General features: G+C 63.6%; 7 protein-coding genes and 1 tRNA gene. 4 read left to right on the forward strand and 4 right to left on the reverse strand.

The features are described from left to right. Positions 1–100 precede the first annotated feature (100 nt). Positions 101–994 (reverse strand): 4-hydroxybenzoate octaprenyltransferase, encoded by an 894-nt coding sequence (gene ubiA / locus ABE493_RS08130; protein ID WP_346498439.1) that lies wholly within the window; start codon positions 992–994, stop codon positions 101–103. A 126-nt stretch (positions 995–1,120) separates the two neighbouring features. Here ubiA and ABE493_RS08135 point away from each other — a divergent pair. Continuing rightward, positions 1,121–1,197 (forward strand) — tRNA-Arg (locus ABE493_RS08135). Between the two features lie 136 nt (positions 1,198–1,333). On the opposite strand, the gene ABE493_RS08140 is transcribed toward ABE493_RS08135, so the two are convergent. Together ABE493_RS08140 and ABE493_RS08145 are read right to left on the reverse strand one after the other, a co-directional pair. Then, positions 1,334–2,290: a hydroxymethylglutaryl-CoA lyase gene (locus tag ABE493_RS08140; RefSeq protein ID WP_346498440.1), complete on the reverse strand. Its 957-nt coding sequence runs from the start codon at positions 2,288–2,290 to the stop codon at positions 1,334–1,336. Beyond that, positions 2,287–3,336 carry a hypothetical protein gene (locus tag ABE493_RS08145; RefSeq protein WP_346498441.1) on the reverse strand — a complete coding sequence of 350 codons (1,050 nt, stop codon included), beginning with the start codon at positions 3,334–3,336 and terminating at the stop codon, positions 2,287–2,289. The genes ABE493_RS08140 and ABE493_RS08145 overlap by 4 nt, the downstream gene beginning before the upstream one ends. 408 nt (positions 3,337–3,744) lie before the next feature. Between ABE493_RS08145 and ABE493_RS08150 the strand changes: the two genes are divergently transcribed. The 3 genes from ABE493_RS08150 to ABE493_RS08160 all read left to right on the forward strand — a co-directional run bounded on the left by ABE493_RS08150 (position 3,745) and on the right by ABE493_RS08160 (position 14,207). Next, positions 3,745–5,160, forward strand: coding sequence for a PLP-dependent aminotransferase family protein (locus tag ABE493_RS08150; protein ID WP_346498442.1), 1,416 nt, complete (start codon positions 3,745–3,747; stop codon positions 5,158–5,160). A 726-nt stretch (positions 5,161–5,886) separates the two neighbouring features. Further along, positions 5,887–10,494: a DUF7507 domain-containing protein gene (locus ABE493_RS08155; protein WP_346498443.1), complete on the forward strand. Its 4,608-nt coding sequence runs from the start codon at positions 5,887–5,889 to the stop codon at positions 10,492–10,494. After that, positions 10,491–14,207 carry a hypothetical protein gene (locus tag ABE493_RS08160; protein WP_346498444.1) on the forward strand — a complete coding sequence of 1,239 codons (3,717 nt, stop codon included), beginning with the start codon at positions 10,491–10,493 and terminating at the stop codon, positions 14,205–14,207. Before ABE493_RS08155 ends, ABE493_RS08160 begins: the two co-directional genes overlap by 4 nt. Before the next feature lie 320 nt (positions 14,208–14,527). Here the strand turns inward: ABE493_RS08160 and ABE493_RS08165 are convergent, their stop codons facing one another. Then, complete coding sequence (locus ABE493_RS08165; protein WP_346498445.1) at positions 14,528–16,054, reverse strand: esterase/lipase family protein; 1,527 nt, start codon at positions 16,052–16,054, stop codon at positions 14,528–14,530. Positions 16,055–16,675: the final 621 nt, after the last annotated feature.

Genomic DNA, 16,675 nt, shown 5'->3' on the forward strand with positions numbered 1-16,675 from the left:
GCTGTGCTTCCGACATTGTGGGCTTCGCGGCTTACGCCGCTCCTGCAACGGGACAACGGCACAGCAACAACAAAACGGCCCGCATTGCGGGCCGTTTTTTTCAATCCAGGTACTGGCTGGCGACGATGCCGGCAAACAACACCGCGCCCACCCAGTTGTTGTGCAGGAAGGCCTTGAAGCAGGGCTCGCGCTCGCGCTCGCGGCAGATCCAGAACTCATAGACCACCAAGGCCATCGCCACACCAATGCTCGCCCAGTAGGCCCAGCCCAGGCCTGCGCGCTGTCCGACCAGGGCCATCGCGGCGAAGAACAGCGCGTACAGGATGCCCTGGATGACCAGGTCCAGGTCGCCGAACAGGATGGCGGTGGAATGCGAGCCCACCTTCAGGTCGTCGTCGCGGTCGACCATTGCATACCAGGTGTCGTAGGCGGTGGACCAGAGAATATTGGCGGCATACAGCACCCAGCCCAGCGGCGGAATCTCGCCCTGGATGGCGGCAAACGCCATCGGGATGCCCCAGCCAAAGGCCATGCCCAGATAGACCTGGGGCAGGTGGGTATAGCGCTTCAGATAGGGATAGCTGGCGGCCAGGAATACGCCGATGAAACTCAGGCCGATGGTCAGGCCGTTCAGGGTCAACACCAGCGCGAACGCGACCAGCATCAGCCCGGCGAACAGCGCCAGCGCGGCTCGGCCGGAGATCGCACCGGTGGCCAGTGGGCGTTCCTTGGTGCGTTTGACGTGCGGATCCAGCCAACGGTCGGCGTAGTCATTGATCACGCAACCGGCCGAGCGGGTCAGCCAGACGCCGGCACTGAACACAAACAGTATCCATAGCGGCGGCAGGCCGTCAGCGGCCAGCCACAGCGCCCACCAGGTGGGCCACAGCAGCAGCAAGGTGCCGATCGGGCGGTCGGCGCGCATCAATTTCCAGTAGTGCCCGAACCGCGAGGTGGTGCCTGCGGTGGACGGTGTATGTGGGAGACGGCTCATGCGTAAAGGTTACCAGCTGACCGGATTTTTCCGCCCGCCCGCAGCGATCTGCCGATGGGGGCAGACCTGCGAGCGCTTTTGCCGTTAGAATGCGCGTCCGCCCGGCTCAGCCGTGCGGTACACAATGCGCCCGTAGCTCAGCCGGATAGAGTAGTGGCTTCCGAAGCCATTGGTCGGGGGTTCGAATCCCTCCGGGCGCGCCAGATTCAACCCGCTTGTTGCGCGGGTCGCCAAAGCCCCGCATTGCCGGGGCTTTTGCTTGTCTGCGATCAGCCCGCCCTTGCGGTTGGCGCCGGCCCGCCGCGCGTGCAGCGCCGGTTACGCCGCCGCGATTGCGGCTCAGCCTGTTCCGCAAACCGCGGTGTGCTGCCTGGCGTGGCTTCGGCTGGCGCGCAGGGTGCGGCCTACGCGCGATTCGGTCCTGCGTTCAAGCACGCAATTGATGTAGTCGGCTGCCAGCAGCAGCCCGTCCAGATCGACATGACAGCCAATTCCCAGCTCGCTGAACGCATGGACGAGGTCCTCGGTAGCCAGGTTGCCCGCCGCGCAGGGTGCATGGCCGTCGCCACCCAGCCCTGAAATGGCACCATCAAAGGCGCGCACGCCATGTTCCAGTGCCTGGATCATGTTGGCGATGCCGAACCCGTAGGTGTCACGGAACTGTGCGCCCAGCCAATGCAGCGGCACCTCCGCCGCACATGCGCGCAGCAGCTTGCCTACCGACGCGGGCGTGCCGGAGCCGGTGGTGTCGCACAGGCTGAGCTCACGGCAGCCCATGGTGTAGAACGCCGCTGCCATACGTGCGACTTCTGCCGGTGCCACCGCGCCGCTGAGCGGGCAGTGGATGACGGTGGAGAGCGAGGCGCGCACCTGGATGCCAAGCGCCAAGGCCCGCTCGGTGATCTGGTCGGCACGGCGCAGGCTCTCGGTGACGCTGCAGTTGAGGTTGGCGCGACACCAGGCGTTGGAAGCGGCCGAGCTGATGGTGATGTCGCGGCAACCGGCAGCGACTGCCAACTCGAATGCCTTGATGTCGGCCACCCTCACCGCGCGGATGCGGCCGATGGGTGTTGCCCCCAGCTGCGCGCAGAGCGCTGCGGTATCGGCCATCTGCGCAGGCTGGCGTGATGCGCTGAACGCGCCGATTTCCATTTCCGCGATGCCGGCAGACTCCAGCAGTTCGATCAGATTGATCCGCACCGCCATGGGCAGCACTTTTACATGCTGCAAGCCGCTGCCTGCGCCAACTTCGATGATGCGCACATGGTCTTTGCCTTCGCCGGCCCCGTCCATCATTGCGTGCGCAACCTATCGAGCAGGTCGATGGCGTAGTCGCAGCGGATCTGCTCCGCGTTGTGCAGGGAGCGCGCAAGCGTGGCGATTTCATCGTCGCGAGCGCCGGCCATCACCGCCAGGTCGTGCGCGTGCAGGCCAGCCTGCGGCTGCGTGGCCGTACCTGCATCGGCATGCAGGCTGGCCAGGCTGTGCGCCAGGCCGATGGCGGCAATGGCGTGATTGGCCTGGAGAATGCCGGGTACGCCGATGGTTGCAGCGGGCATGCCGCTGCCGTGTTCGGCCAAGGCGGTAACCAAGGGCAGGGCGATCCTGCCGCATAGGCGACCCCGATGATCGCGGTACCAGATGCACAAGGGTGCATCGTTGTCATGCTGTGCCGTCCAAATACTGCTGTGGCCCGTAACCGTCGGCGTGCTGGTCAACATTGAATTGACCACACGCACGATACCGTCGTTGTGCATGGCCATGCGGCCAGGCGTGGTGCAGATGTGGCGGTGCAGGTCGACAATGCGCGCGGCCAGCGCATCGGCCTGTTGCGGGGCCAGTGCGAAGCAATGCGCATCCAATGCCACCTGCGCGCACAGCAGCTGGCGGTCGTCGGCAATGCCGCTTGTCGATGTCCTGTTGCGTGTGCCTTGGGTCAGCTGTTCGATCAGCGGCGCCATTCTCGCGATCATCATGTCGAGGGCGCGGCCATCGGAACTGTCGGGTACCTCGACGATCAGCTCGACTTCGAGACGCGCACCCTGCGAGCGGCACTGGCGTGCACGGACGGTGATGTCCTTGCAGCCACCGCCCAGCGCCGCCAGCATCGGGTTCATCGTATTGGCCAGGCCGATAAGCTCATTGCGTAAACGCAGCACCTGCAGCCGCGCGCTGTAGACATCGTCGATGCCGGTGAACTGCATGCGTGAGCGGATCAGTGGGCTTGCACGGAAGGTGGTGAAGCCCCCGGCGTGGCGTGCAAGCGCTGCAATGCGGCGGACACCGGCAGTCCACTGCACAGCCATCGGCACCGGTATTCGCTGCTCGATGCCATTGATCAACAGATCTTCAAGGAATGCGCGCTGATTCGCTGGCGCATCCTGACTTGCGCGCAGTGCCGGGCCTGCCGGCGATGAATTCCTCGCTGCGATTGTTGTCGCCTGCGTCGCGGGCGCGCATGAAGATGCAAGCGTTGCAGTCGATGCAAGCGCTGCTGACGTTGCATGCACGGGATGTGCAGAAGTTGCGTTCACATGCATCCTTTCGATTGCTCTTGTGTCGAGCAGAATTGCGCAAAGTGCAAGGCAGAATGTGCTCCGCCAAACACGTGCGGCAGGTACAGTTTTTACGGACAGCGCATGGCCGAATGTGGATCCGCCAATTCATCTCGTAATGTCTATTTATGCTCTTTACAGCGTGCGCGGACGCGTAGATACAGTTAGCGCCCAATAAATTTCGTATGGATTTTTATGCGCTCTGAACCACGTAGAATTTCTTTGTCGGAAAAGGTGGCCATGGATATTGGCCGCCAGATATTGGCTGGTGTCCTGAAGCCGGGTGACAAGTTGCCATCGTTGCGCGAGTACGCGCGATTGAACGGCTACTCGAAGAACACGGTGATCTCGGCATTTGATCTGCTTGGCGAGCGTGCGTTGGTGGAGGCGCAGCACGGCAAGGGATTTTTTGTGCGCGGTGTGGAGGCGCCACCCGAACGCGATATCGATGAAGAGCCGGTTGGCTACAGCCGAGTGATCGATACGCTGTGGTTGATGCGCCAGCAGGCCATCCGTGAACCTGGGCGCTCGCATCTTGCCGAGGGCTTTCCGCCGGTTGATTGGTTGACGTACATGCGGCTTGACCGCTTCCATCGCCAGGTTGCACGCAGTGGCACCGGCAGCCTGTTCCGCTACGGCAATCGCTATGGCTACCTGCCGCTGCGCCAGCAGTTGATCCGGCGCATGGCCATGCACGGCATGGAGCTGGGCCCGCGCCAGCTGGTGACCACTTTTGGCGCCAACCATGCATTGGACCTGATCATCCGGCGCTACGTCGCGCCCGGTGACACGGTGCTGGTGGAGCAGCCCGGCTATTACCCGCTGTTCGGCAAGCTGCAGCTGCAGGGTGCAAAATCGATTGCAATCACCCGCCGCGTCGACGGGCCGGACCTGGCGGAGTTTGAAACCGCGCTGCAGACCAGCAAGGCACGCGTGTTCTTCATGCAGACCACGGCACACAACCCTACCGGCACGGATGTCTCCCCGGAGGTTGGCAAGCGCCTGCTGGAGTTGGCCGCAGCGCACAATGTATTGATCGTCGAGAACGACGCGATGGCGGACTTCAAGCCCAACTCTGCGTTCCGCCTGTCTTCGTTGTCGCAGTTCAAGAACACGCTGTACGTGGGTAGCTTCTCCAAATCGGTTTCCGCGGCGTTGCGCAGTGGCTTCATTGCCGGCGAGAACGCACATATCGAAGAGCTGGCCGATCTGAAGATGCTGCTGCATATCGGCAGCAGCGAGTACGGTGAGCGCGTGTTGGAGGCGATTCTTCGCGAAGGAAATTTCCTGCGCCACGTTGGGCGTTTGCAGGATCGCGTGCGTGCCGCCACCGCCGAAGGGCTGGAGGTTCTGCAGCGGCTTGATGCCACCGTCTACGCCGCGCCGGAGCAGAGTCTGTATCTGTGGGCGCGTTTCGAAGGCATCGATGACACCCGTTTGCTGACCTCGCGGCTGCTCTCACGCGGCGTGGTGCTGGCGCCGGGCGCGTTCTTCAATGTCGATACGGAGCAGGTCTCACCGTGGACGCGTTTGAATGTCGCCTATTTGAACGACAGTGTCTTCATCGACTGCATCCGCGAAGAGCTGGATCAATTGCCGGCAATGGCCTGAGCGTGGCCTGTGGTCGCAGGTCTGCCGCGACAGCATGATGAGCGCGGGCATGCGTCGCCTTCGGGCGACGCATGTAGCGTTCCTGCGGCAGGGTTTTCTGAATACGTGTTTGTGTTGTCTGAGGGCGATGTGAGCGTAGGGAAAACCCTCACGCATCGATGTGCAGTGCTCATTCCTGCACAACAACCGCTATGTCCTGCCGTCGGCCGCATATTGCCCGGCTTAGCCAGCGGCCTGCTGGTAGGTCATTGGCGGAGCGCCTGGTAGGTGTAGTGGGTAGGCGGTTATCGGGATGCCTTCTGATGTTCGCTGCGCGCGCTTTTCATCTGCGCATCACGGCGGCACAAACGCCTTGTCTCCCAATGCTTTTCATCCATCGGCGTGCTGAATAGCGGCGCTGCCAATGGCGCGCGAGGCCTTTCAGCGTCGTGAAAGATCCTTCATCAGTGAAACGAAATTTTTGGCTAGCATCCGCGCCGAACTGTGATGGCTCGCTACTTTTACTTCTTGAACATTTTGTTCATCTGTGATTGAGAAGTTAAAGCCCGCGCGGGACTAGGGGACGCAGTGCCAGGGGGAAAGTTTCCGCTTGAACACTCGCACGCACCGATAGTCCGCGCCGGGCAGCTACTTAAGTGCCGGGTCCGTTCGCGTTCAAAAGGTTCGTCGCTCCAGCGTAGGGGGGGCGCTTTTGCACTGGGCCTATAAGGCTCAATGGAGCTGCGTGTGTCTGCAAAAACGAATTTCATCGGCTTGCGCCGGGGTGTATGCCTGAGCGTGCTGGTTGTGGCGGCGATGTTCGGTATGTCCGCAACGGCAACTGCGCAGAATGCGCGCAATACCGCCACCGTCACGCCGCCAAGCGGCGTCACCAATCCAGGCACGCAGTGCGTCGCGCCGGCCGTGTTCACCGCAGCCACTGGCGTGTGCGCTTCAACCGACGAGGACCCGGTCACCCGCACTTCCGATCTGACCATCGTCAAGACCGAGCGTGAAGCGGGCACTGCGAACTTCATCGCAGGGCCGCTGACGGTAGGCATCGGCGCTACGGTCGAATTTCAGATCGCGGTGGGCAATGGCGGGCCAAGCGCGCTCACCGGCGCGGTGTTCAGCGACGTGGTGCCCGCCAACTTCAGCGCGTTGAGCGTTGTCAGCGTTGCCGCCAGCGCTGCGCCGGCAATCGCGGCAAGCGGGTGCGCGGCAAATATTGCGGGCAATACGCTCAGTGGCGTGTTCTCGGGGCCGATGGGCAGCAGTTGCAGCGTCATCATTCGCGGCACCGCCAGCATCGCTGCCGCGGCACCCGGGGTGACCAATACCGCAAAGGCTACGCCGCCGGAAGGAACCGATGATCCCAACGGCGCCAGCAGTTCGGTGCAGACCATCATCACCGCGCCCGCGTTGAAATTGAGCAAGAGCGGCACGCTGTCGGCCGACAAGAAGACGGTCAGCTACAGCTTCGTGGTCGAAAACACCGGCAACGTGGATCTGAGCGCGGTAACCGTCACCGATCCGAAATTGCCGACGCTGAGCTGCCCGCCGATCGCGCTGGCCGTTGGCGCCTCTCAGACGCTGGTCTGCACCGGCAACGTCTACAGCCTGCGCTCGCTGGACAACGCGGCGGGCAAGGTCGACAACACCGCCACTGCCAGCGGCACGCCGCCGAACGGCCCAGCAGTCAGCGACAGCGACGATGCAACGGTTGCACTGCAGGCCGCGCCCGCGTTGACGCTGAGCAAGGCCGGCACGCTGTCGACCGACAAGAACACCATCAGCTACAGCTTCAGCGTGACCAATACCGGCAATGTGGATCTGAGCGCGGTAACGGTCACCGACCCGAAGTTGCCGGCGCTGAGCTGCCCGCCGATCACGCTGGCCGTTGGCGCTTCGCAGACGCTGGTCTGCACCGGCAACGTCTACACCGTGGGCTCGCTCGACAATGCCGCAGGCAAGGTCGACAACACCGCTACTGCCAGCGGCACGCCGCCGAACGGACCTGCGGTCAGCGCTACCGACACTGCAACGGTTGCACTGCAGGCCGCGCCCACGCTGACGCTGAGCAAGGCCGGCACGCTGTCGACCGACAAGAACACCATCAGCTACAGCTTCAGCGTGACCAATACCGGCAATGTGGATCTGAGTGCGGTAACCGTCACCGACCCGAAGCTGCCTGCGCTGAGCTGCCCGCCGATCACGCTGGCTGTTGGCACTTCGCAGACGCTGGTCTGCACCGGCAACGTCTACACCGTGGGCTCGCTCGACAATGCGGCAGGCAAGGTCGACAACACCGCCACTGCCAGCGGCACGCCGCCGAACGGACCTGCGGTCAGCGCTACCGACATTGCAACGGTGGCACTGCAGGCCGCACCTGCGTTGACGCTGACCAAGACCGGCACGCTGTCGACCGACAAGAACACCATCAGCTACAGCTTCAGCGTGACCAATACCGGCAACGTGGATCTGAGCGCGGTAACGGTCACCGACCCGAAGCTGCCTGCGCTGAGCTGCCCGTCGATCACGCTGGCCGTCGGCGCTTCGCAGGCGTTGGTCTGCACCGGCAACGTCTACACCGTGGGCTCGCTCGACAATGCCGCAGGCAAGGTCGACAACACCGCCACTGCCAGCGGTACGCCGCCGACCGGCCCTGCGGTCAGTGCCAACGACACCGCAACGGTGGCGCTGCAGGCCGCGCCCGCGCTGACGTTGAGCAAGACCGGCACGTTGTCGGCGGACCAGGCAAGCATCAGCTACAGCTTCACCGTGACCAATACCGGCAACGTGGATCTGAGCAACGTCACATTGGCCGATCCGATGCTGGCCGCACTCAACTGCCCGGCAATCACGCTGCTGGTTGGGGCTGCGCAGACGCTGGCGTGCACCGACAACAGTCATGCAACCACGGTGACGGACTATGTGAGTGGCAGCGTGATCAATACCGCCACGGTCACTGCCACGCCGCCTGGCGGTGGCACCCCGGTCACCGCGACCGACACGGTAACCACGCCGCTGGTCAACAGCTTGAACCCGGTGGATGACGCGCGCACCACCGCGCAGAACACGTCGGTGACGGTGGACGTGCAGGCCAACGATACCGTCGTCGGCGCGCGCTTGAATCCGCTGTCGGTGACGATCCTGAGCAACCCGTCCCTTGGCACGTTCAGCCTGAATCCGGATGGCACGGTCGTCTACACACCCAATAACAATTTCTCGGGCGTGGATACCTTCGTCTACCAGATCTGTAATACCGCCAGCCCAACCCCGGCCTGCAAATCGGCCACCGTCACCATCACCATTCCGCCCAACCGCATCGATGCGGTGGATGACAACGCCAGGACGCCGTTGGACACCCCGGTCAACATTGCTGTGATCGGCAATGACACCACCAGCGGACTGCCATTGGATCCGGCATCGGTAACCGTGCTGACGCCGCCTGGCCACGGTGTTGTCAGCTGCAGTGCCGGCAGCTGCCTGTACACGCCGAACCCCGGCTTCGTGGGCGAGGACAGTTTTGTCTACCGGGTCTGCGACGTGTCGCTGCCCATCCCGGTCTGTGACACCGCAACAGCCACCATCACCATCGAAGGCAACACCCAGGTGCGGCTCAGCAAGCAGGTCAGCCCGCGCGATGTAAAGGTCGGCGACCTGGTGCGTTACACCGTGACCATGGAAAACGTCGGTGAGTTGGAAGTAGTCGACGCAAGCCTGGTCGACACGCCGCCGCCGGGCTTCACCCTGGTGGTGGGGTCGCTGCAGGTGGCCGACCGCGATGGCGCCGGTCGCTTGGCCGGCAGCTATCCAATCCGTGTCGACCAGATAGATATCGACAAGGGCGGGCGCGCGACCATCAGCTACCTGTTGCGGGTAGGTGCCGGTGTGCGCGGTGGGCTGCACGTCAACTCGGCCGAAGTGCATGACAACGGGCGCCGCATTTCCAATGTGGCCACGGCCACCGTGCAGATGGTGTCCGACCCGATGACCGATGAAACCACGCTGCTGGGCACGGTGTTTGATGACCGCGACAGCGACGGCTGGCAGGACAGCGCGCAGATGAGTGACATCCGCGTGCAGGGCGGCTTTGCAGCGGGTGCCTATATTGCCGGCTCGACCACGGTTGATCGCGGCGACGGTCCGCAGCCGCAAGCCGATGCCAGTGCGCCGCTGCTGCATGGAATCGCGCTTGGTCGCATTGGTGGCCGCCAGTCCGATGCCGATCCGGCACAGGCGCGCCAGGTGGTGGTCAGCCAGCGGCTGCGTTCGCTGGACTTCAGCAATGATTTCGTCCTGACCACCGCGCAGGGCGCCACGCTGCGCATGGATGCCGCCGGCAACACCACGCTCAGCGCTGAAAGCGGCGATGCTGCGCGGGGCCTGAGCGCCGCCACGCCAAGCGTGCAGCGCACGGTCAGCCCGGCCGAGCAGGGTTACCGCGTTGACTACACCATCCGCAACGAAGGTGTGGACGAGCGCGGTGTGCCGGGGGTGCGGATCGCGTCGGTGGAAGGCCTGCTGGTTGAAACCGACCAGTACGGTCGCTACAACCTGATCGGTGTCGATGCCGGGCGCGATGATCGTGGCCGCAACTTCATCCTGAAGGTAGACCCGGCCACGTTGCCACCGGGCAGCGTCTTCACTACCCGCAATCCGCTGCTGCGCAGGGTGACCCCGGGCCTGCCGGTGCGCTTCGATTTCGGCGTCAAGCTGCCGCCCGCACTGTTGCAGGGTGAGCGCACCCAGCCGGTGCTGATGGAGCTGGGGGCGGTGATGTTTGCAGCGGGCAGTGCCCAGCTGCGCAGCGAGTACCTGCCGGTTGTGGAAAGCATGGCGGCGCAGGTGCGCAGCCATGGCGGTGGCGAGGTGGTGATCGGCGCACAGGGCGAAAGCGAGTTGCTGGCATTCGACCGGGCCGTGGCCTTGCGCAAGGCTTTGGTGGCGGCGCTGCCGGCGGATGTGTCCGCGCGTACCCGGGTAAGCCTGCGTACCGATAGCGGTGAGGCCAGCCGCAGCGTGCTGGAGCTGGGGGCGTGGCCGTTGCTGGGCACGGCGTTCTTCGATACCGACAAGGCCAGCATCAAGCCGGAGTACGACGCGCTGCTGGCGCATATCGCCAGCTATCTGCTGGAAATGGATGTGCCAACCATCAAGGTGGTTGGCCATGCCGACCGGCGGGGTTCGGCCGCCTATAACGACGCCCTGGGGATGCGTCGTGCCAAAGCGGTGTTCGATGCGCTGAGCGCGCAGATGCCGGCCGCGCAGCGCGGCCGCATCAAGGTCGAGATCCTCCCTGGCGAGCCCGACGCCTCATCCGGGCAAGCAAGTGCGGAGGCCACGCCATGAAGATGAAACTACTGGATTACACCCTGCTGTGCGTGCTGGCAGGCATGGCTTCGTCCGTGTCCGCGCAGGATGCGAAGTCGCCATCGGCAGCCAGCGATAGCGATAAGACCGGGGCAGCTTCCTGCGATTCCAGCGGCTGTAGCAGTGAGGACGGCATGCTGTTCAAACTGATCAGCCGTGGCAGCAAGGATGCCGAGCGCGCGCCGCTCGCATCCACGCAACTGGCAGCGGACCGCCAGGTGTCGGTAGCTGCGGAAAAGCGCGAGCAGGAATGGAACCGCGCCCTGCAGCCGGGGCAGGCGGTGGCGATCGGCAAGTGGTCGTTGCAGCTGCCCAATGGTGGCGTGATCTGGGCAACGGAAGACCCCAACCTGGGGCAGCCGTCGTTCAGTCTGTCGGCGCCGTCGCTGCTGCCGTTCGATGGCAGCCGCATCACCCGGCCAGTGCAGTTCTACGCCTACAACAACTATTCGGCATTCATGCAGCGCGCCGAGGTGCTGGTGTACCGCGCCAGTGATACCGATCTGGTGGATCCGGTAGCGGTGATTCCATTGCCGGTGGCCGCCTCGACCACGCTGGAATGGGATGGCCGCCTGCCGTCCGGCTACAGGCCGAAGGTGGGGGACGAGCTGGTCTACATCGCGCGTGCCTACGGCGCCGATGGCGCGTTTGACGAAACCTATCCCAGCCGCCTGCAGTTGGTGCGCCCCGAAGAAGCCGAGCGTGGCGCGCAGCTGCTGCGCAATGCGGTCGAGAAGGGCAAGGGCACTGCTTTCAATACCGATGATGCGCAGTTGCAGAGCCTGGTAGACCAGAGCTTTGGCCGCGACAGTCTGCGCCAGCAGAACATCGCCATCTACGGCTCGCGCATCCGCATCCAGGGCCGCAACCTGCCCGAAAGCGCCAGCGTCAAAATCAACGGCCAGATGCAGCCGGTGGACATGGAAAGCAGGCTGGTTGCCGAATACCTGGTGCCGGTGGGCGAGCACAGGTTCGACATCGATATTGCTGCGGGCACGCAGGGGCAGGCCATCCATGACCAGCTGGACGTGGATGTCACCGGCCGCTACATGTTTGCCGTGGCGCTGGCCGATTTCACCTTGTCCGGTGGCAATGTTTCCGGCTCGCTGGAACCGCTGGGCAATGACGACCGCTACGACAGGAATCTGGTGGTCGACGGCCGCCTTGCGTTCTATCTGAAGGGCAAGGTCAAGGGCAAATACCTGGTCACCGCCCAGGCCGATACCCAGGAGCATGAAGTCAACGAGCTGTTCAAGGGTTTCTGGAACGCGGACCCGCAGGATGTATTCCGGCGCCTGGATCCGGACCAGTACTACCCGGTGTATGGCGACGACTCCACCACCTACCGTGATGTGGATACGCAGGGCCGGCTGTATGTGCGCGTGGATTGGGACAAGAGCCAGGCGCTGTGGGGCAATTTCAGCACCGGCATTACCGGCACCGAGTACGGGCAGTATTCGCGCTCGCTGTACGGTGGTGCGCTGAACTGGCGCAGCCGTGCGACCAATGCGTGGGGCGATGCCAGCAGCACGCTGCGTGCATTCGGCTCCGAGGCGCAGACCGCACCCGGCCACAGCGAGTTCCTCGGCACCGGCGGCAGTCTGTATTACCTGCGCCACAACGACATCCTGCCGGGGTCGGAAAAGGTGGCCATCGAAATCCGTGATGCCACCACCGGCAGGGTTGAAAAGCGCATCGACCTGCAGGCGGGCGCTGACTACCAGATCGACGATTTCCAGGGCCGTTTGATCCTGTCCGATGCGCTGTCCATCGTTACCCGTGATGGCCTGCCACGGCTGTCGCGTGACACCCCGCTCGATGGCTATACCCAGGTGCTGCTGGTCGATTACGAATACCTGCCCACCGGCTTCAATCCCGACGAAATCACGGCCGGTGTGCGCGGCAAGCACTGGTTTGGTGACCACGTTGGCGTCGGCGTCACCTATGTGGACGAGAACCGCGCCGGCGACGACTACACCCTGGCAGCGGCCGATCTCACCCTGCAGGCCGGCCGAGGCACCTACCTGAAGGTGGAGCAGGCGCGTACCGAGAGCACCAGCGCACCGGTGTTCTACTCGGAGAACGGCGGCCTCAGTTTCGATCAGCTCAACTCCGGCCTGGGGGCGCGCCGCGAGGGCGATGCAACTTCGGTCGAAGCACGCGCCAACTTCAAGGAACTGGGCTGGACCGCGCTGGATTGGTCGGCCGGGGCATGGATGCGGCGGGTGGATTCGGGTTACTCCATCGCCCGCTACGACACCGGCGAGGAAGTTCGTGAGCATGGTGCCGAGTTCCGTGGCCAGCTGACGCCGGATTTCGATATCTACGGCCGCTACAGTCGCGCCGAGCGGGGTGCCGAGTACCTGGAACAAAGCCAGCTGACCGGCGAGTGGCGCATCAACCAGGACAATACGCTCAGCGCCGAGCTGCGCCGTGTTGATGAAAGCAGCCTCAGCGGTCAGGGCATCGGCACGCTGGGCGCGTTGCAGTACAAGCACCGCTTCGGCACGAGTTTTGACATGTACGGCACCGCGCAGGCGACGCTGGACGACGACGGTGGCAAGTACCGCGACAACGATGCGGTCACCGTGGGTGGCAATTATCAGTTCGGCAATCTGTCCAGCATCGGTGCGGAAGTCACCAAGGGCGATCGCGGCGATGCCGCGCAGCTCAACGCCGAATACCGGCTGGCGCCGGATCATTCCCTCTATGGCAACTACACCTTCACCAATGCCACCAGCAGTGATTACGACTCGCTGTTCAATCCGCTGCAGCGCGATGGCTGGACGCTGGGCCAACGTTGGCGCCTGTCCAACCAGGTCAATGTGTTCAATGAGAGCCAATACCTGAAGGCGCGCAACGAGACCGGCCTGGCGCATACCTTCGGCATGGATTTCTATCCGGGCGTGGGTTGGAACCTGGGCTTCCAGCTGCAGGACGCGGAGCTTGACCGTGGCACCGGCAACATCAACCGTCGCGCGGTGAGCGTGAGCGGTAGTCGCACTTCGGCCGATACGCAATGGAGCAGCAAGGTTGAATGGCGCCAGGACAGCGGTGCCGAGCGTCGCGAGCAGTGGGTGACCACCAACAACCTGACCCACAAGTTCAACGACAGTCTGCGTATCGCGGCGCGTTTCAACTACTCCGATACCGACGACGAACTCGATCCGCTGGCCGGCGCGCGCTTCATCGAAGGCAATGTCGGCTTTGCCTACCGTCCGTTCAACAGCACGCGTTGGGGCCTGTTGGGCCGCTATACCTATCTGTACGACGTTTCCACCCTGGCCCAGGACACCAGCAGCGCGTATTACGACCAGCGCAGCCAGGTGTTGTCGTTCGAAGGCGTATACCGGCCGCGCAGCAACTGGGAGTTCGCACTCAAGGCTGCGCGTCGCGAGGGTGAGGTGCGGATGGGCCGCATGACCGGCGCCTGGGCCGATTCGGCGGCAACCTTGCTGGCGGGCCAGGTGCGTTACGGCATCACCACCGATTGGCATGGCTTGGCCGAGTATCGCAGTTTGACTGTCAAGGACGGCGGCCGCAGGCAAGGTGCGCTGGTGGGTATCGATCGCGATATCGGCAAGAACTTCCGCGTTGGTGTGGGCTACAACTTCACCGACTTCAGCGACAAGCTCACCGATTTCGACTACGACCACCGCGGCTGGTTCCTGAACGTGGTGGGCAGCTACTGATGGGGATGCGGGCGCGCTGACACGCGTCATCCACGAGGTCCGCAATCTGCATGCACGTGCGCCGGCCAATATTGTTGTCACCCAGACGCGGCGCGCAGTGCGCAGCGCCGTTCACGGTGGCGCAGTTGCAGTCGGAAGCCGGCGTGCCGATACCGGTGTTTCCGCCGCATAGCGCGGTCAGGATGAGCATGAGCTGCGTGATTGATTGAGCTGTGCGGGTGCGTCGCTGTTGCAAAGCAGCTGCCGCCCCGCGCCGTGCCAACGCGCGGGTTGATGTGCGGGTCAGCGCTGCGGGGACGAACTCCGCCTGTGTGGCCGGTTCAGCGCCAGGCGGAAAGTGACAGTTTCAGTTCGGCGCTGAAGCCCTTGGCCGACTGCAGCGGAATACCGAACACATTCGGCGCCTGCTGGTTGATGCCGATGGCCTTGCTGCGTGCGCCCGCCAGCTCGGCTTCGTTCTTCGGCCCGCCTGCCCATTGGTCATCGCTCCACACATAGCGCAGCCGCCAACCACCGGCGTCGTCGGGTTTGGCGAACACCACCAAGGTGTTGCGGAACAGGTACTCACCGGGAATGTGGTTCTTCAGGAACAGCGCGCCATCGACTTGATAACCGGCATTGCTCACCGCCAGATCGATGGAGAACGCAATCTCGCTGCCGGCCAGTATCTTGCTGCTGTCCAGGAATACCGAAAACAGTACGGTCGAGCGCTTGTCCTTCAGCAGGTTGCCCTGTGCATCGAAGATGTCGCCGTATTCGCGGCGGATGGCGCATTGGTTGGCCTGCGTGCGCGCGGTGAGTTCATAGGTATAGGCGCCACGCGGTGCCACTGTGGCCTCGATGTAATACGAGGACTCGATCTTCTTGCCGCGCTTGCGGGCGGCCTCGATCTCCGGCGGAAAGGGCAGCGCGCTGATGTCCAGTTGCGCGGTGGCGCAGGTATCACCAAACAGAAAGCGCACCAGGTTCTGGTAACCCTCTTCGGAATTGACGATGCCGAAATAGCCGCTGTGACTGCGGTTGACGAAGGCACGCGGTGAGCCTTCCACATAGGCATTGGCGATGCGCACCAGGCCATCGCTCAGCGCGCCCACCGCGAACGAGGACAGCCCATGCGCGGCGGCATAGTCGCGGCTGTTGGTGCCGATCAGGCAGAACAGCCGCTCCGGCGGAAACCCGGACGTACCCAACGTGTTGACCTTGTCCTTGGGCACCTTCAGGTACTTGCCCATATTGGTCCGGTTGAAATTGTTCAGGTCGTTGATCGACAGCAGATTGGGCAGGTTGATGCCGCCCACCTCGATGCCATTGTGCGGCGTGGCATAGGTAAAGGCCTTGTCGACCATCGCCCGCACCTCCGCGCTGGCTACATCCGGGTTCTGCAGCAGGCAGCGGCAGATCAGCCCCCCCATCGAGTGCGCCACCAGATAAACCCGGAAATCCTTGCGCATGGCCGCGTTGTTGCCGCAGATGCTGTCGCGCAGCTGCTCGATGCGCTTGCCCAGGGCGGTGGCGGCATCAATGATCGATGGCGTCCTGCCATCCCCAAAGGCCGGGTCGGCCGGATCGTAGTAGCGGTGGATGACGATGCAGCGCGGCGAGATGCGGTCGCGGCGCTCGGCACCGAATTCGTAGACATCGCGGTAGTCGTAATCCTTCATCAGCCGCACCAGCGGCGACTCGAACACGAACTTGACGATGCTGCCGTCCTGCGCCTGACGCATCTTGGTGGAGCCGGCCTCCAGGCCCATGAACGGGGTAGAGGTGGTTTCCACGATCTCATCGCGGGTCATTGCATAGCCGCGCACATAGATGATCGGGAAGTAGGGGCGTTCAATACGTTCCATGGCCGGTCTCTGCGGGGGCTGCAGGCGATGGTGAACGGATTTTTGGGATTTGTCCTGAATTTGCAGCCGGTTGGCCTTTCTGCGGCGCTGTGCAGGCAGGGCGGGTGTGCCCCGCGTTGGAGCCACCATGCAGCGCCTTGCCGATGGCAAAGGGAAGGGGGCAAAGGCGCGCATCGCTTGGGATTTGTAGGAGCGGCGTCAGCCGCGAAGCCGGTGAACTGGCAGCCGCCGCGCGGCATGTATCACCACAGTTCACCGCCGCCAGCTTCGCGGCTCATGCCGCTCCTACAAAAGCCGGTCTGGATGGTTGTGGGAGCGGTGTAAGCCGCGAAGCTGGCCGAATGGCAGCAGCGGTAATCCTGCCGTGCCATTGTTCTGCTGTCTTGGGCTTCGCGGCTTATGCCGCTCCCACAAAAGCCGGCGGGACGAGGGTTGTCTGCCCGCAGCTGCACTTGGCTCGCGCGACGTTCGCCACGGATCTCGGTCCTCAGGCTGACGCTACGGCGAAGCGGGACGGTGATTGCCTGGCGAGGCCAGAGCTTGCCGAAACCTGCCCGGCTAGGTGCACCCGTTTCATGCAGCGGCCGTTGCCGCATCAGCCAGCCACGGACTCTGGTTTTA

This window comes from Stenotrophomonas terrae (assembly GCF_039674165.1).
GTDB lineage: Bacteria > Pseudomonadota > Gammaproteobacteria > Xanthomonadales > Xanthomonadaceae > Stenotrophomonas > Stenotrophomonas terrae_A.

What these genes read in the sequence shown, in the direction of transcription:
- ABE493_RS08150 (WP_346498442.1), top strand. Translation starts at nt 3,745, where the DNA reads ATGCGCTCTGAACCACGTAGAATTTCTTTGTCGGAAAAGGTGGCCATG.
- ABE493_RS08165 (WP_346498445.1), bottom strand. Translation starts at nt 16,054, where the DNA reads ATGGAACGTATTGAACGCCCCTACTTCCCGATCATCTATGTGCGCGGC.
- ABE493_RS08160 (WP_346498444.1), top strand. Translation starts at nt 10,491, where the DNA reads ATGAAGATGAAACTACTGGATTACACCCTGCTGTGCGTGCTGGCAGGC.
- ABE493_RS08140 (WP_346498440.1), bottom strand. Translation starts at nt 2,290, where the DNA reads ATGATGGACGGGGCCGGCGAAGGCAAAGACCATGTGCGCATCATCGAA.
- ubiA (WP_346498439.1), bottom strand. Translation starts at nt 994, where the DNA reads ATGAGCCGTCTCCCACATACACCGTCCACCGCAGGCACCACCTCGCGG.